The sequence below is a fragment of the Aeromonas sp. s12 genome (genome assembly GCF_040907925.1).
In the GTDB taxonomy this organism is placed as follows: domain Bacteria; phylum Pseudomonadota; class Gammaproteobacteria; order Enterobacterales; family Aeromonadaceae; genus Aeromonas; species Aeromonas veronii.
In genome coordinates this window covers 113,984-134,950 of record NZ_JBFOCT010000035.1, presented here as the reverse complement: position 1 = coordinate 134,950, position 20,967 = coordinate 113,984, and the positions used below count along the sequence as shown (strand labels likewise).

Here is a 20,967-nt window from a genome sequence, read left to right as displayed (position 1 = left end):
TGTCAGCGCTGGTCCCAACGTTGCTCGCTGCAGGCCCGCGCCGCCAGCAGGCAGATCACCCCCTCCAGATCGTGATGATTGAGGGTAGCCGCCGCCTGCGCCCGCACCAGCGGCTTGGCGTGAATGGCGATGCCAAGACCCGCGACCCCCATCATCTTGAGATCGTTGGCACCATCGCCGATGGCCACGGTCTGGGCGGGTGCAATGACATATTCGGCCGCCAGCTGCTGCAACACCTCGGCCTTGACGCTGGCATCGACGATACGCCCGCTCACCTTGCCGGTCAGCTGGCCCCCCTCCACCGCCAGCTCGTTGGCGAAGATGGCATCGAGCCCCAGCTCCCGCTGCAACTGGCCAGCAAAACGGGTAAAACCGCCGGAGGCAATGGCCACCTTCCAACCCGCCCCTTTGAGGGTATCGACCATCAGCTGCAAGCCCGGCATCCAGGGCATCCATGCCGCCACCTCGTCGAGAATGGTGACCGGCGCCCCTGCCAGCAGGGCCACCCTATTGCGCAGGCTGTCGGAAAACTCCAGCTGGCCCTGCATGGCTGCGGCCGTCACTGCCGCCACCTGCTCGCCAACCCCGGCAAGCCGGGCAATCTCGTCGATGCACTCGATGCGGATCGCGGTGGAGTCCATGTCCATCACCAGCAGGCCGGGCTCCTTCAGGGTCGGTAGCGCGGGCAGATGGCAGAGATCGATCTCCCACTCACCGCTCTTGAGCTCGGCCACCAGCTCGGCAGAGAAGCGATCGCAGCCAAGCAGCAGCAACGGCACGCCCGCCACCTCGGAGGGAGGATAGAGGGTGGCCGCCAACCCCTGTGCAGCCAACAAAGGTGACAGACACGCCAGATGGGATGCGCCCAGCCCCTTGCCAAACAGCACCAACCAGCCGCCAGCCTGCGGAGTCTCTGTCGGTTGCAACGCATCTGCGTGGAGCTGCCAACAGGGTGAGCCGGACAACAACGCGGGCCAATCGGATAACAGAGGGGGGAGCCGGGACAACAACATAAGGGATACGCCTTCCTTGGTGATCAGGGGGTTAACAGTGCTGGCCCAGAGTAGCGTATTGCTTTTTGTACAGGCAAGCGCCAAGATCCCGCCACTCCTTGTTACCAGAGGTCTCACGCTTGCAGCGTCATCTTCCCATCAAACGTGTTCTCAGCCTGGGTGCCGGTATCCTGCTCGGATGCTGGGTGCTCGGTGTGCTCATTCATATGCAGGGTGAAAGCCAGGCCTCGCTGCACAGCGAAGCGCGCAACCGGGCACAGGCGCTGGTCGCCTATGCTGCCCGCGACATGAAACGCTGGATCAAGGAGGAGAAGAGCAGCGAACTGGAGCGGCTGGCGCGGGATCTGGCGGCGGAGCCGGAGATCCTCGATGCCACCCTCTACGATGGACGCGGCATTCCCCTCGCCCAATCGGAGCAGGCGGTGCCGCTGGAGAGCCTGCTGCCCATCGGCAGCGATAACAAGTCACTGCCGGAGCAGGGCAAGGGGCGGATCCAGTTCGTGCAGGAGATCCGGGATGGCGAGCAGACCATCGGCTTCCTGCGAATCACCCTGGAAGAGCAGCAGATGCTGGCAGACAAGGACACCCGGCTCAAGGTGGTGCAGGAGAAACAGCGGCTGATGCTGCTGGTCGCCCTGCTGGCCGGGGTGCTCATCTCCTACGGCGTGCGCCGCAACTACATGCGGGTGCGCAAGCACAAGAAAAAGAGTACGCCCCCCGCGCCACCTCCGGAAAACTGATGACACGACCAGTGAGCAGATACAAAAACGGCGGCCAGAAGGCCGCCGTTTCTTATTCGCAAAGGAATTACTTGTCGCCCAGCAGGACGGAATCCAGTGCGATTTCGATCATGTCGTTGAAGGTCAGCTGACGCTCTTCAGAGGTGGTCTGCTCACCGGTACGGATATGGTCGGAAACGGTGCAGATGGTCAGTGCCTTGGCACCGTACTCTGCGGCCACGCCGTAGATACCGGCGGCTTCCATCTCGACACCCAGGATGCCGTATTTTTCCATGACGTCGAACATGGAGGGGTCCGGAGTGTAGAACAGGTCGGCGGAGAAGATGTTACCGACGCGCACGGCAACGCCCTTGTTCTTGGCGGCCTGTACCGCATTGGCAACCAGGTCGAAGTCGGCGATGGCAGCGAAGTCGTGATCCTTGAAGCGCAGACGGTTTACTTTGGAATCGGTGCAGGCACCCATACCGATCACCACGTCACGCAGTTTCACGTCTTCACGCACAGCACCACAGGAGCCCACGCGGATCAGGGTCTTCACACCGTAATCGGTGATCAGCTCTTTTGCGTAGATGGAGCAGGACGGAATACCCATGCCGTGACCCATGACGGAGATACGACGGCCCTTGTAGGTACCGGTGAAACCGAACATGTTGCGCACGTCGCAGATCTGCTCGACATTCTCCAGGAAAGTTTCAGCGATGTACTTGGCGCGCAGGGGGTCGCCCGGCATCAGCACGGTATCAGCAAAGGCGCCATCTTTCGCATTGATATGAGGAGTTGCCATTCTCTTGATTCCTTCACACTAGGTTGAGTTTTATTGTTTTATAAATTGCCCGCCGCCGAAGTGGCGGGCGGGTAAATTACAGGAAGCTGGTACCGTACGCCAGTTTCGGCAGGCCATGGTAAGCCGCGATGCTCTGGCCGATATCGGCAAAGGTCTCGCGACGACCGACGGAGCCGGCCTTGACCGGCTTGCCGAAGAACAGCACCGGAATGTATTCGCGGGTGTGGTCGGTACCCCCCCAGGTCGGGTCGCAGCCGTGGTCGGCAGTCAGCACCACCACGTCGCCATCTTGCAGCAGATCAAACAGCTCCGGCAGGCGGGAATCGAAATACTCCAGCGCACCGGCATAACCGGCAACATCACGGCGGTGGCCGTAGGAGGAGTCGAAGTCCACAAAGTTGGTGAAGACGATGGTGTTGTCACCGGCCGCTTTCACCTCTTCCAGCGTGCGATCCCACAGCTCGGTCAGACCGGTCCCTTTCACCTGCTTGGTGATGCCCTGCTGGGCATAGATGTCGGCAATCTTGCCGATGGAGACCACCTGACCGCCCGCATCTTTCATGTAATCCAGCACGGTCGGCGCCGGCGGCAGCACTGAGTAGTCGTGACGGTTGCCGGTACGCTTGAAGTTGCCCTTGCCAGTACCTACGAACGGACGCGCAATCACGCGGCCGATGTTGTAGGGCTCCAGCAACTCGCGCACGATGTGGCACAGCTCATAGAGCTTCTCGAGGCCGTAGGTCTCTTCGTGGCAGGCAATCTGGAACACGGAGTCGGCAGAGGTGTAGAGGATCGGCTTGCCGGTCTTCATGTGCTCTTCGCCCAGATCGTCCAGCACCTGGGTACCGGAAGCGTGGCAGTTGCCCAGATAGCCAGGCAGACCAGCCTTCTCGACGATGGCGTCCAGCAGCTCCTGCGGGAAGCTGTTGTGGTGATCCTTGAAGTAGCCCCACTCGAACAGCACGGGTACACCGGCGATCTCCCAGTGACCGGACGGGGTATCCTTGCCGGAGGAGAGCTCCTGAGCAAAGCCGTAGGCACCGACCACATCGATATCTTTCTTCAGCCCTTCCGGGAAGTAGCCGGAGGCCTGCTCGCAAGCGTGGCCCAGACCCAGCTTGTTGAGGTTGGGCAGATTGAGGGCACCACGGCCTTCAATGTCACCTGCCGCACACGCCTTGGCGATATGGCCAAGGGTGTTGGCGCCCACATCTCCGAACTTCTCGGCGTCGGCAGCTGCGCCAATACCAAAAGAGTCCATCATCAGAATAAAGGTACGTTTCATGGGTCTTCCCCTTGTTACAAATCGGCCAGGGTGATACGGCGGTACACTTCAGGCAGTGCCTCCGGCCGCTCGCCACCAATCCGGACAGCCGCCTGCACCATGCTGGCAGCCTGAGCATATTGCTCTTCAGTCTGAGCGTGGATCATCGCGATCGGCTTGTCAGCATCAACACTTTGACCCAGGCGGATAAAGTCGGTCAGACCGACCGCATAATCAAGTTTGTCACCGGCAGCGCGGCGACCACCGCCCATCGCTACCACGGCCAGCCCCAGCTCGCGGGTATCCATGGCGGTCACGAAACCGCTGTTGGCCGCGAAGACCGGGCGCACGATGGCGGCTTTGGGCAGGTAAGCGTCGTAACGCTCCATGAAATCGGCCGGGCCACCGAGACCAGTCACCATGCGACCGAAGATCTCGGCCGCCTTGCCGTTATCCAGCACCGCCTGCAGCTTGGTGCGGGCATCGCGCTCGTCGCTGGCAAGACCGGCGGAGATCAGCATCTCGGCGCACAGCGCCATGGTCACTTCGTGGATCCGCGGGTTGCGGTATTCACCGGTCAGGTAACGCACCGCTTCACGTACTTCCACCGCGTTACCGGCGCTGGAGGCCAGCACCTGGTTCATATCGGTCAAAAGCGCAGAGGTGCGGCAACCGGCACCGTTGGCCACGGCCACAATGCTCTTGGCCAGCTCTTCGGAGGCTTCAAAAGTCGGCATAAAGGCGCCGGAGCCCACTTTCACATCCATCACCAGCGCTTCCAGCCCGGAGGCGAGCTTCTTGGAGAGGATGGAGCCGGTGATCATCGCGATGGATTCAACGGTGGCGGTGATGTCCCGTACTGCATAGATACGCTTGTCAGCGGGGGCCAGATCGCCGGTCTGGCCGATGATGGCGACACCCGCCTCTTTCACCACTTTCAGGAAACGGTCGTTGTCGACCGAGGTCTGGTAGCCGGGAATGGCATCCAGTTTGTCGAGGGTGCCGCCGGTGTGGCCCAGGCCACGGCCGGAGATCATCGGCACGAAACCGCCGCAGGCGGCGACCATCGGGCCAAGCATCAGGGAGACAACATCACCCACACCACCGGTGGAGTGTTTGTCGACAATCGGGCCACCCAGATTGAGGTGATCCCAGGTCAGCACCATGCCGGAGTCGCGCATGGCGCAGGTCAGGGCAACCCGCTCATCCATGGTCATGTCTTTGAAGTAGACCGCCATCGCCAGCGCGGCAATCTGCCCCTCACCGATGGTGTTGTTGGTAATGCCCTGAACGAAGAATTGAATTTCTTGGGTACTGAGCGCTTCACCGTTGCGCTTCTTGCGAATAATTTCTTGAGGCAAAAACATCTTTCATTCCCTCCGCCATTGCTGGCGTTACACAAGCCTGAATCCTTGCCCGCACACCGCATGGTGGGGGCTAACAGGGCGGACAGCAGTCCGCCCTCTCATCAACCTATTAGTAACCGCTGGTGTTGGCCGGCTTGTCGCCATGCCCCAGAGTGGCCAGCAGACTGGCCAGCAGGCTGGATGCACCAAAGCGGAAGGTACGGGCAGATACCCAGTCGTTGCCGAGGATCTCTTCGGCCATGGCCAGATACTGACCGGCAACGGCGGCATCTTTCACGCCACCGGCAGGCTTGAAGCCGACTTTCGGATTCTTGGCCTTGATCACTTCCATCATGATACGTGCCGCTTCCGGGGTCGCATTGACCGGCACCTTGCCGGTGGAGGTCTTGATGAAGTCGGCACCGGCATCGATACAGATCTCGGAAGCGCGACGGATCAGCGCCTCTTCTTTCAGCTCGCCGGTTTCGATGATCACTTTCAGCAGCACGTTGGCACCGCAGGCCTCTTTACAGGCTTTGACCAGATCAAAACCGATCTGTTCATTGCCAGCCATGAAGGCGCGGTACGGGAACACCACGTCCACTTCATCAGCACCGTAGGCGACAGCGGCACGGGTCTCGGCCACGGCGATCTCGATGTCGTCGTTGCCGTGCGGGAAGTTGGTCACGGTCGCAATGCGTACGTCGGCAGCGCCGATCTCACGCAGGGTCTTGCGAGCGATAGGGATAAAACGGGGGTAGATGCAGACGGCGGCAGTCAGGCCAGCCGGTGACTTGGCCTTATGGCACAGGTCGATCACCTTCTGATCGGTGTCGTCATCGTTCAGGGTGGTCAGGTCCATCAGGTTCAGGGCACGCTGAGCGGCCACTTTCAGATCAGTCATTCTGTTCTCCAAAGTCTCGATTTAATCCAGATAACCGGGCACCACCATACCATCCAGCGATGGATGCACAGGCAGTAATCCCCAGCTATACGGGAATGGAATTACAGTGCGAAGGCACCGGCACTATCGGGATGCTATTCAAAACACCCTGCAGGCACTGCGACTGTAAATAAGGCAAGAGCCCTGTCACTTTCTTACAAAAGTGCGGACTTGGTTCCATGAAGACTTGAGAAAGGCCGACAACATCTGACCCGACTTCCCAATCAATTCCATTTGACCGCCAACACCCGATTTCATCGAGTATTAGTCATTGCCAGCACCCTGCTGGCAACGCCTATTTCAGCCGAGATACCCCCTGTTTGCAAGCCGGATTTGCCAATTTCAGAGGTACCTCACATCTGGCAAATCCAGGTCTAAAAAAGCCTTACGAAAAGAAACGGGTCAGGATCCAGGAGTAGGCCAATCCCCCCAGATAGACCCCGACGATCCCCATTACCCCGGACAAAACGGGAGGCGCCGGGATCGGCAATTTGAGGAAAGAAAACAACAAACCAACTATAAAGCCGGCCACCATCGCCAGTAGCACTTCATTCATATAACCTCCGATTTGACTCATTTTATTATTAGTTTAGATAGGAAAACGGTTGTCACCGCTCCATACGCGAACGCCACGGCAGATGCCGTGGCGTTCGTGTTTATACCCTGTCAGTCAGGCGGCGATTACATGCCGGACAGTGCCAGGAAGAAGCCTGCGATGGTTGCAGACATCAGGTTGGACAGAGAGCCTGCAAGTACGGCTTTCAGACCAAAGCGTGCAATGGTGCCGCGGCGGTTCGGCGCCATGGACCCCAGACCACCCAGCAGGATGGCAACAGAGGAGAGGTTGGCAAAACCACACAGCGCGAAGGAGATGATCGCCTTGGTGTGATCGGACATGGCCACACCGTTGATCAGCACTTCGTCTTTCAGGTACGGAGCGAAGTTCAGGTAAGCCACGAACTCGTTCACTACCAGCTTCTGACCGATGAAGGAACCGGCAACCACTGCTTCATTCCAGGGCACACCGATCAGGAAGGCCAGCGGGGAGAAGATCCAGCCCAGCAGCAGTTCCAGAGAGAGTTGCGGATAACCGAACCAGCCACCCACACCGGAGAAGATGCCGTTGATCATGGCGATCAGACCGATGAAGGCCAGCAGCATGGCGCCGACGTTCAGGGCCAGTTGCATACCGGCAGAGGCGCCAGCAGCTGCAGCGTCAATGACGTTGGCAGGCTTGTCATCCAGCTCGGCATCGGCAGAACTTTCGTCGTAGTTCGGGGTCTCGGTTTCGGGAACCAGCAGCTTGGCGAACAGCAGACCACCCGGTGCAGCCATGAAGGAGGCAGCGATCAGGTACTCCATCTTCACGCCCATGGAGGCGTAACCGGCCAGTACGGAACCGGCAACTGAAGCCAGACCACCACACATGACGGCGAACAGCTCGGAGTCAGTCATCTTGGCGATGTAAGGACGAACCACCAGCGGCGCTTCGGTCTGACCGACGAAGATGTTGGCAGTTGCAGACAGGGATTCGGTGCGGGAAGTACCCAGTACTTTCTGCAGACCGCCGCCCAGCAACTTGATGACCATCTGCATGATGCCCAGGTAGTAGAGCACTGCAATCAGGGAAGAGAAGAAGATGATGACCGGCAGAACACGGAAGGCAAAGACAAAGCCGCCGCCACCGAACACTTCAAACATCTTGTTGCTGACCAGACCGCCAAACAGGAAGTCGATCCCGTTCTGGCCGTAGCTGATCACGCTGGATACCGCGTCGGACACGCCGACCAGGATATCGCGACCAACCGGAACATAGAGAACAAACGCCCCCAGACCGGCTTGAATTGCGAACGCACCGACAACGGTACGCACGTTGATTGCCTTGCGATTGCTGGAGAACAGCACCGCGATAAGGACGAGCGTCGCCATCCCTACCAGACCCATGAACAAATTCATTATTATCTTCCTCTAGTAGCACCTGGCTTGTTAGCGAGTTGTTATCAAACCCAACTAATCAAGGGGAGCGCATTATACTAATTAAAGTCCGATAAAATAGAATGCTGGTCACATTTTATCGTTATCAAAATGTCCAAGTGTCACAAAATTAGACAGCAAACGATTTTTACGCTCATTTTTTTTCCTGACAACTAAATCAGGTGTTGCGAATTTGTTTCATGGCTATTGGTCGTGATGGAAAATATGCCGGGCAGTTTCAAATAACACCTTGGTAACATCCACCGATGATTCCTCCCGCAAGGTCATCAATATTTCCGCTATTTTCGGCAGCGCTTCCGGGGTATTCCGGGTGCCTTGCTCACCTTGTAAGGGCATATCGGGCGAATCGGTTTCCAGCACCAGGGCCTCGAGCGGCATGGCCCGAAATACCTCTCGCGTCTTGTTCGCCCGTTCAAAACTGATTACCCCGCCCACCCCGAGTCGAAAGCCCAGTTGCCAGAAGGCCTCCGCCTGCTGCAACGAACCGCTGAAAGCATGGATCACCCCGCCACGAGGCGGCTTGAAGCGGCGCAAAAGCTTGGCCACAGTGTCATTGGCGCGCACCGAGTGGATCATCAGGGGGAGCCCGGCATCTGCAGCCAGCCGGATCTGAGCCTCAAACAGCGCAAGCTGCCCCTCCTGCGGCACGTGAGAACGGAGGTCCAGCCCACACTCGCCTATGGCCACCAGCCCGGCAGGCTGGTTCATTACCAGCGTTCGCAACCGCTCCATCACCCCCTCCCGCTGTTCACCGGCATACCAAGGATGAACGCCCAGACCATAAAAGAGGCCGTCATGCTGATCTGCCAGTGCCATCACACGAGTCCAGTTATCTTCTGCGATGGCAGGAATGATATACTCCGTCACCCCCAATGCCCGACTACGGGCCAGCAGTGCCTCCCTGTCCTGGTCGAACACCGGAAAGTCGAGATGGCAATGGGTATCTATCAGCTGCATATCACTTACACCTGTTTGCGGTATTTAAATGGGTCATTGAACATGATGAACAACAGAAACAACGGCTTTACCCTGATTGAACTGGTGCTGGTGATCATAGTGCTGGGGATCCTGGCCGTCACCGCCCTGCCCCGCTTTATCAATATCAAGGATGATGCCCTGAAAAGCACGGTCTCGGCGACCGCAGGCAGCTTTGCCAGTGCAGTTCAGCTGGCTCATGCAGGCTGGGCTGTCAAAGTTCAGGGACAAGCGATCGCGCTCTACAATCTGAGCAGCTTTGGCGTGAAAAATATGGATATCAATATGTATGGCTGGCCTGTTGGTTCTGATGAAGACCAAGGTCAAAAAGGACTGGATGAAATGTATATAACAGGCCAGTCCGATTACATATCCGTTAGCAGCGGAGCTGATTGCCGCTTTCTGTTTGAAGACATGATGGATAGCGACTACAGCGTAGAAGCGGTACATTTTGGCCCGGTGATTGATAGTAAAGCGGATTACTTAACTGATGTTGTCTCCACAGGAGCGATTGATGCGAATGGCGAAGAGCATCTTAACTGCCGCTATATCCTGCGCGACTCAATCAACCGCTTCCAAACCAGCTCGGATTATCTAAACGGCCTCGGCTTCGAGTACAACAGTGTTACCGGTGCCGTGACCCGCAATTTTGATTGAGCTCAGCCTCTTCTGCGCAAGCTCGCTTTTTGGTTGAATCATCATCATAACGAACCGGCGTGCAGCAGCGCCGGTTCTCCTGGGTGAGCCCCCACTCCTCGCACCACGCGTCGTAACGGGCCAGCCAACGCAGCAATATCCCTTTCATCGTCACACCTCCGCCAACGGATTCGGTTCAAAAACCATCCTAATCAGAGTCGGCAAGGTGAGCAAGCCATCTCCACTATGGCGGTCGGGCGAGATAAAAAAGAGCCGGTCAGCATGGCTGACCGGCTCTTTTAAGATTCCCTGAAGAGGTTATCAGATGAGCGATAGCTCATCAGCCTCACAGACTCTTCAGTTTCTCTTCCGGCAGAGCCAACTCATCGTTGTGGTTGACGCCGATACCGCGCTCCAGCACATGACGGGCGATGGCGTGCGCCTCTTCCAGCGAATGCATGCTGTAGGTGCCGCACTGATACTCGTTCAGCTCGGGGATCTTGGCCTGATCCTGCACGGTCAGCACATCGCTCATGGCTGCCTGCCAGGCTGCGCCAACACGGGCTTCGTCAGGCGCACCGATCAGGCTCATGTAGAAACCGGTACGGCAACCCATGGGGGAGATATCGATGATCTCCACACCATTGCCGTTCAGGTGATCACGCATAAAACCGGCGAACAGGTGCTCCAGCGTATGGATACCGCGCTCGGAGAGGATCTCCTGATTCGGTACGCAGAAACGCAGGTCGAACACGGTAATGGTGTCCTTGTTCGGGGTCTGCATGGTCTTGGCCACACGCACCGCTGGCGCTTCCATACGGGTGTGGTCAACGGTAAAACTGTCCAATAACGGCATTTCTGACTCCTGATTTGGTTACCAGAACCAGCCCCCGCGGGAGAGCTGATCCTTGCATTGACGGTACTGGGCGCCGTAGCGCTGGGCGCGAGCTTCCACCTTGCGAGAGGTCTTCATCAACCACCCCTTGCTGCGATAGCTGCCACGCCGGTAGCCACCCCACCCTTCGTGATAGTTGAGGTACTGGCCATAGGCATCCCACTTGGAGGTGCCATTGAGCCGCTGAGCTTTGTTAGTGTACCAACCCATAAAATCGATGGCGTCGGCAAAGTCATCACGGTCACTCCAGCTGTTGCCGGTTTCCCGCTGGTAATCAGCCCAGGTTTCATCTTTGACCTGAGCATAACCATAAGCCGAACTGGCCCGCCCGGTCGGGATGAAGAGGAAATACTGCATCGGCGGCTGGGCATCATGTACGTACGAGGACTCCTGATACATCATGGCCATGATCACGTGGATAGGCGTCCCCCACTTCTCGTTCATCTTGAGCGCGGCCTTGTGCCAGTCAGGCTTCTCGCGAAAGATCTGGCACAGATTCTCCGGCTGAGCCGGTGGACGGGTACTGCAAGCAGTCAGGCCCGCCAACAGGCTGGCCACGACCACAAAACGCATCCACCCCATCAAATGAGGCCGTGCTTCACACCTCTGGTCAGGTAAAGAGATAGCCAAGGTCAGATCGCGTCTTCGTTCTCTTCGCCGGTACGGATACGAATGACACGCTCCACCTCGCAGACGAAGATCTTGCCATCACCAATCTTGCCAGTACGAGCGGTGTTCTGGATCGCTTCCAGACAGGCATCGAGATCCTCATCCTGCACCACCAGCTCCACCTTCACTTTCGGCAGGAAGTCGACCATATATTCGGCGCCGCGATAGAGCTCGGTATGGCCCTTCTGGCGGCCGAAGCCTTTGACTTCGGATACGGTCATGCCGTTGATGCCGATCTCGGCCAGGGCCTCGCGCACATCGTCCAGCTTGAACGGTTTGATGATGGCTTCAATCTTCTTCATGGTGACTCCTTACCAGTTCTGTTTGCCGAACCCGGATGTAATGGGGTAACGGCGATCCTTACCAAAGTTGCGAGCCGTAATGCGGGGCCCGACCGCCGCCTGACGGCGCTTGTATTCGTTGAGATCCACCAAGCGGATCACCTTGCGCACCACCGCTTCCTCGAACCCTTCAGCCACCATGTCGGCGACCGAGGCATCCTCTTCCACGTAACGCTTGAGGATGGCATCCAAGATGTCGTATGGCGGCAGGCTGTCCTGATCCACCTGATCCGGTGCCAGCTCCGCTGAAGGAGGACGGTCGATAACCCGCTGTGGGATCACGTAGTCGACCGAGTTGCGATATTCGCACAACTTGAATACCAGCGTCTTGGGCACATCTTTCAGCACATCGAAACCGCCCGCCATGTCACCGTACAGCGTGGCATAACCGACCGCCATCTCGCTCTTGTTGCCGGTGGTCAGCACGATGCGACGCCGCTTGTTGGAGAGTGCCATCAGCAGCACGCCGCGGCAGCGCGCCTGCAGGTTCTCTTCGGTAGTATCACGAGCGGTGCCTTCAAACAGCGGCGCCAGCTGGGCCATAAACCCTTCGAACATCGGCTCGATGGAGATGATGTTGAACTCAACCCCCATCCGCTCGGCCTGCTCCTTGGCATCCTCCACGCTCATCTGGGCGGTGTAGCGGAACGGCATCATCACAGCCTGCACCTTGTCGGCACCGATGGCATCGGCCGCAATGGCCAACGTCAGTGCCGAGTCGATGCCGCCGGATAGACCCAGCACAGCACCGTGGAAACCGTTCTTGGTAACGTAGTCGCGCACTGCCAGCACCAGCGCCTGATAGGTCTCGGCCAACGGCTCCAGCGGCGCAGCGGGCTCCCGCTCCTTCACTGGCTGGCCATCAGCAAAACGTACCAGCATCAGCTCTTCGGCAAACGGAGCCAGCTTGTGGGTCAACTCACCCTGGCTGCTGAACACCTTGGAGCAGCCGTCGAAAATCAGCTCGTCCTGACCGCAGACCTGATTGAGGTAGACCAGCGGCAGACCGGTCTGATCGCAGCGCTCGGCCATCAGCTCGCGGCGGATCCAAGGTTTTTCCTGATCATAGGGCGAGGCGTTGATGGTGAGCAGCAGCTCGGCCCCCGCAGCCTTGGCGGCCAGCGCCGGGCCAGGCTGCCACAGGTCTTCGCAGATGAGCAGGCCCAGATTGTGACCACGGAAGGGAACCACACAAGTCTCGGCCGCGGCGGTGAAGTAGCGCTTCTCGTCGAATACCCCGTAGTTGGGCAGGTCCTGCTTGAAGTAACGGGCAATCAACTTGCCTCGCTCATAGAGGGAGGCTGCGTTATAAAGAGCCTCACCTTCACGCCAAGGGTGACCCACCAAAATGGCACAGTTGCCCTGCCATTTGGCAACACGAGCCAACGCGGCATCGACCCGCATCATCAGATCGGCGCGCAGCAGCAGATCTTCCGGTGGATAACCGGTCAGGGCCAGCTCGGAGCAGACCAGCAGATCGGCACCTTGCTGCTCGGCCTGAGCCGCCGCAGCGAGCACTTTGTCAGTGTTATCTTCGATGGCGCCTACCGTCAGATTCAACTGGGCAAGCATCAGAGAGAGGGCTTTTGCCATGGCGATGCATCTTGAATTCGAAAATGATGGGGAATGATAAAGAAAAGGGGGGCAATCTGCCAGTTCAAGACAGGCGTAACCGTGTGACAGCAACCAGTGAGAAGGATAAGCTGTAGATAGTCACGGAACGACAGGCCTTCGCAGATATGAAAAACGCTGGATTTACCCTGATGGAGTTGATGATAGCCATTGCGCTGGGCGTCATTCTGTTGGGGATTGGTATTCCTTCCCTCTCTAACCTGCTTGGCAGCAATAATTTGGCGACCCAGGAAAAGAGCCTGCTAAACCACTTAAACTATGCCAGACAACAGGCTATCTCTAACCAGCAAACGGTTACTCTCTGCCTGACCACTATCAATAATTCTGTAGAAGAGTGCGTTACTGCCAATCAAAATGGAGCGACCCGGCAGATCGCTTTTATCGATACTAATAGCGATCAGAAGCTCAATGGCAGCGAAACAACTCTGACGGCAAGTCCCGAGTTTCCTGCAGAACTGGCCATTTCTGCAGATGCACAGGCGCTGCGCTTCACCCCAGATGGCACCATTACGTCTGACAGCGAGGTCATCTTTTCACTCTGTGTAAGCGGCGAAAAGGGCGTTCAGATTGAAGTTATGCCTGCCGGGCGTGCCCATAGCCAGGCAAGTGGTGCTGTATGTCCATGACCAGCATTAACTACCGCGAAGCACACACGAGCACAAAAGGATCCATTTCAATCCAATAGCTATACTTAGAGTCTCCTTTGAACAAGGACTCATACGCTATGGCACGAAATGGATTTACCCTGCTTGAGTTCTTAATATCTGCAAGCCTGACAACCATCCTGCTGACCTTGGGACTGCCGTCATTGGCAAATCTGCTGACATCTACCGACAGCGACATCTACACAAGAAACCTGCAGGACCACCTGATCTTCGGCCAACGGCAAGCCATCACACAGCAGCAACCCGTCACAGCATGTCTTGCCATGCCTGTCAGAAACTCCACAAAAGAAGGCTGTGTACTCGCAAATCAAACCGGCGCCCAGCGCATGCTTGTCTTTATCGACACCAATCAGGATCGCCAATTCGATATTGCAAGTGGCGATATCTTGTTATCAGCAACAGAACCCTTTCTTGAAAAACATACCGTGACGGCCAATCGACAATTTGTGCGATTTAGTCCAGATGGCACTGCGATTGGCACGAACATGACACTCCGGTTTTGTATCGACCAAGTACCCCGAGTCGATATCATCGTTTCCCCATCCGGCAGAAGCAGAAGCGAAAAAAAGGGGCTGAGTTGTTCTTAGCCCCTTTACCCTACTCAATAACCAACGTTATCTGGGTTGGATTTCATCTTGTTTTTTTGCATCAGCCAGCGAAAAGTTAGCCGCCAAAGGAACACACTCGATTACCTCTGTGACAAGATGCACCACCCCATCAATCTCATAACCTTTCTGTTTAAATACCCTGACCAGATTTGCCTTGCTCGTATCAGCAACCGGTTGCTGCAACACCATCTGCACGCCACCTTCCAGAGTGACATAACATTTTATGTCTTCCGTTTGAGCATTAACCAACAAGGGTAAGCCCACACACCAGAGCAGCATGCGTTTCATCCCTGTTCTCCTTCATAGAGATAGATTTTCTTGGGAGACATATCCATTTTTGCCTCTTCCGCACCTTGTGAGCATTCTCCTTCACCGGTACAGCGCTCAGGCTCTCCCTTCCCATCATCTTTGAGGATGACCTCCTTGCCCGGAGCACCACCTATAATCCTGATCCGGCCATCATCCCCACCATGAATAACCAGATCATCAGCAACCTTATTTTGCACCTCTACGTAACGCTGAATAACTTCCTGATTGTTGCTATCCAGTACATATTTGAAAGAAGTGCCATAGTGCATATCAATCATATATTGGCGCATGGCACCGATCGATTGAATCGTACATTGTTGGAAGTCCTGTACCTGAGGCAAGAAGGAGGTGAAATAGAGCTTGCCTTGCAACACTAAACCAGCCCCCATTGATTTTTCACCACTTTCATTGAGCCAGAATTTCCATCCCAACTTGCTGGTCAACGCCTTGGTGGTGTTTACAATCTGCTCTTCATTCAAACCCGTAAAGGGATCGCTGGTCACATCGTAGAGATCGTTCAGTGTGATACTTGATGGCACCGCTGGTTCAGACGTTGCCCCAAACAAGGTTGGATTAACATTGTAGTCACGTAGCATCACATACACATTTTGGGTTGTCGCCTCCGAGGAGGGGCGGTTTCTATCACCACTGCCTATCAATACGGCATCAAACGGACGCTCGCTGTAAAGATAATTTGTCCCATCATACTTCCAACCTTTATTGATGGTGCGCACCAATACGGGCTGAGTAAAGAAGCGACGGTCGTCTGCCAGTTTCTTATCACCCTCACTTAAATGGGCATTACCCAAACTGGCAAATTTGATGGCCGTCCATTTGGATTTTTCTGTCTCCTTCATGTCGATGCGCCAGATCTGGCCACCGGTATCTCCTGCATAGATTCGGTCTGAAATACCATCTCCATCACTATCCAGCACGGAGACAGAGCCAGGCATGCTATAAACCATGCCTGCAACTTGTTTGTTGGTTGCACTGGCCGCATCCGGGGTAAAGCTGAACAACAGCGTGCCGGCCTCAGCATCCACGATATAAATACCCACCCCTTCACTGTCTTCAGCCCCCTGGCCCAAATAGCTCTTGGCCTGATCATAACCTCCAGAGAATATCAGGACAGGTTTATAGGTTTTTTTACCAGCGGTTTCTGTGTAATAACCGGGAATAAACGCAACCTCGGGGATCGACCAGGTCTCGCCCAGTTTGCTGAAACCGGCGCTGTTTTTATCCAGTCGCCACATAAGCGTGGGAGAGTCGGGGTCTGATATATTCAAGGCATAATAGGCCTTGCCACCGCCACGCAACCCGGTAAATAACCACACCTTATCACCTTGTGACGACTTGACATGACCATCTTTGACTTGCTCATTGACCAGCACAGTGGGCGATGAATCTACCCCATATAGATGAACCGATGAATCCAGGTTTTCTCGCAGCGCTTTTTGATTGGCGATAAATTGATAAGGCATGGCCGCCCAGCTTTCATCAACGGTGGTGACGCTGTCTTTAAACATATGCAAGAAGCCGGCATTACTTCCCATCACAATGCGCAAGTCAGGTGTACATGTAGTCTGTCCTGTCGACTTTGTACAACCGTAGTTGATCACTAATGGCCGTGAATGCAACGGGTCACCAAGAATATACTCCCGATTATCTGTTCTATCACCATCTTGATTCTCATCAAATGCATCAATCCCCTTGGTCCAATTAAGCAGGTCATCCATGCTATCAGCACTATCCAGCTTCATGACGGTGCGTAGCTGCGTCGCCCCGCCAGCAATGCCCTCAAGAGCAGACTTGCTAAAGGGAGTTAATGTATTAGTGGAAGGAGGAATAACATAAAGATTGCGATTGGTTTTAGCTGCCAGCATCTCCTGTACCCCACCCTCGGCAACCTTGTTACCATCAGTGGTGGATGACCAATAGGTTTTTGCTGACTCAAGAATTGTTCCGTCACTGGAAATCGCAGGTAATCCTATCTGAGGTTCTCCATTCTCATCTTCATATAGAGTACTGTCTACCACGTAACCTTTCTCAGGTGCCAGCACCAGCTTTTTCAAATTTCCCTTCCATCGCGGGCCAGCTCCCGGTTCAAACATGGCGTAGTAGATATTATTAAGGCTGCGAGTTCGGTCAAAGTTATTGGTGGCAATGGCGGGAGAGACCAGCGAGGTATTCATTTTCAAAATAGCCAGCAATGATGACTTTAACGCTTCGTTAAGTTGGGTAGCATCAGTTGCTGGATAATATTTTCCGCCACCGCGACGGGCAGTTTCAGCCAATAGTACACCTGCCCCCTTAATTGCATCATCACCAAACCCAACGGTAAAGGTAGTGACCGTCTGCTTACCAGCAGCAGATGTATTGACATCATTGTTTTTCATATAACCAGCAAGTGCAGCAAGGTAACTTTTATCTTTTCCCGTCCCATAACCGACCGTGTCACTATAACTAGGCTTATTAGGATCTTTTGAGCTATTGAGCAATCCCGCTACCAAACTATCCGCAGCAGCATCATACGTTGGAGCACCATCAGTCATATAAATGACATAGCCATTATTAGAGCACTTATCATATGGAGACTTATACTTATTAGCTGTAGGAATTTCGGCATTAGGGTCTCGCTGAGGATTGCGACTCGCATCATCATCACCAAAGTAGATATCAAGCCCGCCAAAATAACGGTAGGCCTCATACAAGGTTTCGCACAAAGGCGTCCATGTCTCCGCCGCCAGACTATTTGATTTATCAATAAGATCCTGAGCGCCGGTTTTACCGCCAGCCAAGATGGCGTCATTACCCATGATGTGCCTAATGATACGACCACCATTTTTATTGGTACTGCCGTTACCATCATTTTGGTTAAACACCGCAAGGCCAAAGTCTACCGCTGGCGTAGAGCGAACCAACTCCCTCAGCGCCTGTTTGGCTACATTTAGTCTCGATGTAGTAATAGTGGAAGGTGCATGATACCAACGCAAATAGTTGGCGGTATATATGGTCAGCACTTCTGCCCCACCCGTATTCGGGGCGACAGGTGTAGCACTATCAACCCATGGAATACTAATGTTAGTATTGTTAGACCTATTTACTGGATAACCCTTGGTTGCTCCAGAGACAGACTGATACGAACCTGTAAAACCGCTGTTATCAACATTTTTTGCTGAAATATCCTGTTGACAATCCACTATATTGGTTGTGTTGGATGCATAGTTTTTTAATGGTTTCCACTCCCCTTTTCTGTTTTTGCCCGAACCAGATACCTCATAATTCCAATAGACAGATGAAAATAGTCCAATTTGGTTAAGAGGCTCCCGAGATGTGGCACAAGCATTTTTACTCGTTGAAAACCGTCTGGTATTGTTACTATCTAACGTTTGAGGGGGAGTTCCATTTGTTGAGTAATAGAGAAAACTGTTACTCCCATCATCATATGCCAACCTTGGATAAGGAAATTCAGGGTCATACTCTTCCTTTCCTAGCAAAGTTGTTTCGCCCATACTGCCTGAGTTATCGAATATAAATAGAACCTTTGGCCGAAAATCCCCGGCTTTGGCAAAGTCATAAATAAACAACTCGGTATCATCAGAATAGCCAGTCCCTACCGCTAAAGATGTGCCGGATATTCCGCTACACAATACCAGCAAGCTTGTTAATAAACAGTTCCTTATGTTCATTACTGGCTCCCTAATTGGCACTTAACAGGGGCTGTTCGACCCCGGCAGTAAAGGTCATCTGACTATTGATTTTGCCATACGCACTCGAGGTAGTGGCGTCAGCATAGCGACAAGCTGGTGTTACATTCTGGCTACTGGCTTCAAATTTTCGTTTGCATACACTTTCTGTATTGACTGTCAGGGTAGTAGCAGGAGTGGTAGTGCCTATTGCCGCCGAAGCACCAATTGCCTGCGTTGCAATTTGTGTTGAGAGAGAAGTATCGCTCAATGCAGACTCCAGAGTACCTTCAACTTCGTGCTCTGCCCGTTGCAAACTGGCACTAGAACCCGCCATCTTCAGACTCATACCACTGGATTGCATGACGACTACCGCAATCAAAGTCAAAGGAACCAGAATAACCAGTGCGACTATCAGTGCAATCCCTTGCTGTTGTTGAAACGATCTCATGTGCCACTCCGAGTAACAATTTGCGGGTTACGCAATGCGATGCTGCTTTCCAGCAATAGGCGGCGATAGCCATCGCCATTGCCTTTTATCGGGGGCAGATTGCCAAGTTGATAGGTGTTATTATTTTTGTAACGTGCAGACTCTTTCGCCGCTCTAATTAATAAAAATAACCGCACCCCCAATACCCGACCTTCATTCCAACTCTGAGCAGCCATCTGATCAGCTGAAAGATATCTATCGATATGCCCATCGGGGATCACTGAATCATCAATACCGAACATCAGTATCATATGTTCAACCCCTTCCGCCATGGCGCCACCAATCAGAGAAGAACCACCATTGACGGTCAAATAGCGCTTGCGTAAAACAGGAATACCATCTTCTTGTGACAGGTAATAAATGTAGTGCTGGTATTCCCAGATCTGGCTCTCATTATTGGCACCAAAGAGTGGTCTGGTTTCGCTTCCCTTGATGACTCTCGCCTCCTGACTATTGGTTGCCATATAAAAGCGGTTTGTATCCAATCCCTCTGATGCGGGTATAGAACGCCCTACCAATCGCTTGATACTGATAACATCCGAGTTTGCCACCCGATCAGCAGCGAGAATACAAGCGAATCCAGCCAATCCTTTGGTGGTTGATACCCGGCTTACCCATAGCCCCCTGATGGGACCAGCATTTGATGGCAAACTACCGACAGAACGCTCATCCAGACAATCGCTACTGGCAGGAACAATGCTACCAGCACTGAGGGTCAGAGAGGGGCCAACTTGCGTTGACTGACCGGTATAAGCTCCAAAAAAGCCAGCCCATTTGATATCCTGGCTAATCAGTCGAATGGCCAATCGACCATTTTCCTGTAATTCACTTTGATCAAAGGCATCTTCAGAGCTGGAGCGAGACATCACAAAAACTGTGAATACCCCCGCCAACAAAAATAGACCGAGCAGCATAGCGACCAGCCACTCTACCAGCGTGAAACCGCGAGAATTCATAAAGTCGTCGTCAGAATAAACTGGCGCCTCGAAAGATTATTTGCTGTCGAGAGTTGACACTCATTGATCAGCGTTGCTGCGGCGGCAGCAGCCCCCCCATCAGATATCTCTTGCTTGCCAGCCCAGAATATTCCGACAGCCAATACATTATTGGCCCGCCGCACCACGCAGCCTATCGGTGAATTCAAGGAAGATGCCGCCCCCGACACACTGGCCCCAAGCAGGGCTTGTTGCCAGTAGTGAAGGTCGGCGTTACGTAAATCTGCAGCACTGCACGCGCTGATTGTGCCATCTGCGGCGGCGCATGTCGGACGTGGCAAGTTGGCAGCAAGATTAACGGTCACTGCACCGGATGCGGTCCAGCTATCGCGATTTATCCGTACTCGTTCGACCATATCGTTAGCCAGCCAGCTGGCAATAGTGCGCTGGCGAGCTTCATAACTGGCAAATTTTGAATGGGTTTGCAAAGCAACCAGACCAAGCAGCCCCAGCGACAGGATGACTGCGGTGATCATCACCTCCAACAGGCTGAATCCCCTCTCATGTGATGAAACATGAATGGCCATGACTATTCCCAACAGCTATTGCTAGCTGCACCAGAAGCACTTTTGACGCCCAACTGATTAATGGAAAACACTGTGCAATCGGTATCTTTGGCTTGGGCTGTCGTCGCGCCAGCACTGGCTGACAAGGTGTAGGTGTTGCCTGATACGGCAATGGATAATTGATACAGACCATTCTCAGATGCACTACTGATACCAAGAGCAGCAGCAGAGGATGCATACTGATTGAAATCCATAAAATAGGTTTCTTGCCGATTGGCCGCATTGAGCAGCATGCTCTTGGCTTCGACACGATGACTGGTCAGCACATATTGCTGATAGGCGGGATAAGCGATGGTGCCAAGAATCGCCACGATGGCGATGACAATCATCAACTCAATAAGAGAAAAGCCACGAAAGTATCCAATCATATCCCATCCTTGGTGACAGACTGCTTCATAAGTTTAACGCCGAGCCT

23 protein-coding genes are annotated in these 20,967 nt (G+C 54.4%); 4 read left to right on the top strand and 19 right to left on the bottom strand.

Annotation, left to right across the window (positions count from 1 at the left end; all coding sequences use genetic code 11):
• Positions 1-2: 2 nt before the first annotated feature.
• On the bottom strand, positions 3-1,013 hold the full coding sequence (gene serB / locus AB5Y67_RS17980) for a phosphoserine phosphatase SerB (protein ID WP_199427873.1): 1,011 nt from the start codon (positions 1,011-1,013) through the stop codon (positions 3-5).
• 119 nt (positions 1,014-1,132) lie between these two features.
• On the opposite strand from serB, the gene AB5Y67_RS17975 reads away from it, so the two are divergent.
• Entirely contained in the window at positions 1,133-1,753 is a 621-nt protein-coding gene (locus tag AB5Y67_RS17975; RefSeq protein ID WP_005348965.1) for a YtjB family periplasmic protein, read from the top strand.
• A 67-nt stretch (positions 1,754-1,820) separates the two neighbouring features.
• On the opposite strand, the gene deoD is transcribed toward AB5Y67_RS17975, so the two are convergent.
• From deoD to AB5Y67_RS17940, 7 genes are all read right to left on the bottom strand, one after another.
• A complete protein-coding gene (deoD, locus tag AB5Y67_RS17970; RefSeq protein WP_005340471.1) occupies positions 1,821-2,537 on the bottom strand; it encodes a purine-nucleoside phosphorylase in 717 nt (238 codons plus the stop codon).
• A 76-nt stretch (positions 2,538-2,613) separates the two neighbouring features.
• Positions 2,614-3,822, bottom strand: a complete 1,209-nt coding sequence (locus tag AB5Y67_RS17965; RefSeq protein ID WP_199427874.1) for a phosphopentomutase — start codon at positions 3,820-3,822, stop codon at positions 2,614-2,616.
• Between the two features lie 14 nt (positions 3,823-3,836).
• On the bottom strand, positions 3,837-5,168 hold the full coding sequence (gene deoA / locus AB5Y67_RS17960) for a thymidine phosphorylase (RefSeq protein ID WP_005358033.1): 1,332 nt from the start codon (positions 5,166-5,168) through the stop codon (positions 3,837-3,839).
• A gap of 109 nt (positions 5,169-5,277) precedes the next feature.
• Positions 5,278-6,051, bottom strand: coding sequence for a deoxyribose-phosphate aldolase (gene deoC, locus AB5Y67_RS17955; protein ID WP_005340468.1), 774 nt, complete (start codon positions 6,049-6,051; stop codon positions 5,278-5,280).
• 424 nt (positions 6,052-6,475) lie between these two features.
• Positions 6,476-6,646, bottom strand: a complete 171-nt coding sequence (locus AB5Y67_RS17950) for a XapX domain-containing protein (protein ID WP_005340467.1) — start codon at positions 6,644-6,646, stop codon at positions 6,476-6,478.
• A 125-nt stretch (positions 6,647-6,771) separates the two neighbouring features.
• Positions 6,772-8,046: a NupC/NupG family nucleoside CNT transporter gene (locus AB5Y67_RS17945; RefSeq protein ID WP_005340466.1), complete on the bottom strand. Its 1,275-nt coding sequence runs from the start codon at positions 8,044-8,046 to the stop codon at positions 6,772-6,774.
• A gap of 222 nt (positions 8,047-8,268) precedes the next feature.
• The gene (locus AB5Y67_RS17940) at positions 8,269-9,042 is read right to left on the bottom strand and encodes a TatD family hydrolase (protein ID WP_199427875.1); all 774 of its coding nucleotides are present in this window, start codon (positions 9,040-9,042) and stop codon (positions 8,269-8,271) included.
• A 42-nt stretch (positions 9,043-9,084) separates the two neighbouring features.
• Here AB5Y67_RS17940 and AB5Y67_RS17935 point away from each other — a divergent pair, with 42 nt between their 5' ends.
• Positions 9,085-9,717: a type II secretion system protein gene (locus tag AB5Y67_RS17935; RefSeq protein ID WP_150390592.1), complete on the top strand. Its 633-nt coding sequence runs from the start codon at positions 9,085-9,087 to the stop codon at positions 9,715-9,717.
• Here the strand turns inward: AB5Y67_RS17935 and AB5Y67_RS17930 are convergent.
• The 5 genes from AB5Y67_RS17930 to AB5Y67_RS17910 all read right to left on the bottom strand — a co-directional run bounded on the left by AB5Y67_RS17930 (position 9,686) and on the right by AB5Y67_RS17910 (position 13,194).
• Positions 9,686-9,865 (bottom strand): DUF5363 family protein, encoded by a 180-nt coding sequence (locus AB5Y67_RS17930; protein WP_098972189.1) that lies wholly within the window; start codon positions 9,863-9,865, stop codon positions 9,686-9,688. The two genes, AB5Y67_RS17935 and AB5Y67_RS17930, sit on opposite strands and share 32 nt — an antisense overlap.
• Positions 9,866-10,042: 177 nt before the next feature.
• Positions 10,043-10,552, bottom strand: coding sequence for an S-ribosylhomocysteine lyase (gene luxS, locus AB5Y67_RS17925; protein ID WP_005340462.1), 510 nt, complete (start codon positions 10,550-10,552; stop codon positions 10,043-10,045).
• An 18-nt stretch (positions 10,553-10,570) separates the two neighbouring features.
• On the bottom strand, positions 10,571-11,164 hold the full coding sequence (locus AB5Y67_RS17920) for a hypothetical protein (protein ID WP_320628426.1): 594 nt from the start codon (positions 11,162-11,164) through the stop codon (positions 10,571-10,573).
• A 59-nt stretch (positions 11,165-11,223) separates the two neighbouring features.
• Positions 11,224-11,562 carry a nitrogen regulatory protein P-II gene (glnB, locus tag AB5Y67_RS17915; protein WP_005308848.1) on the bottom strand — a complete coding sequence of 113 codons (339 nt, stop codon included), beginning with the start codon at positions 11,560-11,562 and terminating at the stop codon, positions 11,224-11,226.
• A gap of 9 nt (positions 11,563-11,571) precedes the next feature.
• A complete protein-coding gene (locus tag AB5Y67_RS17910) occupies positions 11,572-13,194 on the bottom strand; it encodes an NAD+ synthase (RefSeq protein ID WP_150390246.1) in 1,623 nt (540 codons plus the stop codon).
• Between the two features lie 146 nt (positions 13,195-13,340).
• Here AB5Y67_RS17910 and AB5Y67_RS17905 point away from each other — a divergent pair, with 146 nt between their 5' ends.
• Together AB5Y67_RS17905 and AB5Y67_RS17900 are read left to right on the top strand one after the other, a co-directional pair.
• Positions 13,341-13,859 (top strand): GspH/FimT family pseudopilin, encoded by a 519-nt coding sequence (locus tag AB5Y67_RS17905; protein WP_108612714.1) that lies wholly within the window; start codon positions 13,341-13,343, stop codon positions 13,857-13,859.
• Positions 13,860-13,957: 98 nt separating this feature from the next.
• Positions 13,958-14,485, top strand: a complete 528-nt coding sequence (locus AB5Y67_RS17900) for a GspH/FimT family protein (RefSeq protein WP_150390245.1) — start codon at positions 13,958-13,960, stop codon at positions 14,483-14,485.
• Between the two features lie 27 nt (positions 14,486-14,512).
• Here the strand turns inward: AB5Y67_RS17900 and tapY2 are convergent, their stop codons facing one another.
• The 6 genes from tapY2 to AB5Y67_RS17870 are packed head-to-tail and all read right to left on the bottom strand — an operon-like array spanning position 14,513 to position 20,920.
• Positions 14,513-14,794, bottom strand: coding sequence for a type IVa secretion system protein TapY2 (gene tapY2, locus AB5Y67_RS17895; RefSeq protein WP_150390244.1), 282 nt, complete (start codon positions 14,792-14,794; stop codon positions 14,513-14,515).
• On the bottom strand, positions 14,791-18,504 hold the full coding sequence (locus tag AB5Y67_RS17890; RefSeq protein ID WP_199415376.1) for a pilus assembly protein: 3,714 nt from the start codon (positions 18,502-18,504) through the stop codon (positions 14,791-14,793). The genes tapY2 and AB5Y67_RS17890 overlap by 4 nt, the downstream gene beginning before the upstream one ends.
• Positions 18,505-18,514: 10 nt before the next feature.
• Positions 18,515-18,952: a type IVa pilus pseudopilin TppD gene (gene tppD, locus AB5Y67_RS17885; protein WP_150390242.1), complete on the bottom strand. Its 438-nt coding sequence runs from the start codon at positions 18,950-18,952 to the stop codon at positions 18,515-18,517.
• Complete coding sequence (locus tag AB5Y67_RS17880) at positions 18,949-19,947, bottom strand: PilW family protein (RefSeq protein ID WP_199427876.1); 999 nt, start codon at positions 19,945-19,947, stop codon at positions 18,949-18,951. Before AB5Y67_RS17880 ends, tppD begins: the two co-directional genes overlap by 4 nt.
• Entirely contained in the window at positions 19,944-20,513 is a 570-nt protein-coding gene (gene pilV / locus AB5Y67_RS17875) for a type IV pilus modification protein PilV (protein ID WP_005348939.1), read from the bottom strand. The genes AB5Y67_RS17880 and pilV overlap by 4 nt, the downstream gene beginning before the upstream one ends.
• A gap of 2 nt (positions 20,514-20,515) precedes the next feature.
• Positions 20,516-20,920, bottom strand: coding sequence for a type IV pilin protein (locus tag AB5Y67_RS17870; protein ID WP_019445575.1), 405 nt, complete (start codon positions 20,918-20,920; stop codon positions 20,516-20,518).
• Positions 20,921-20,967 lie beyond the last annotated feature (47 nt).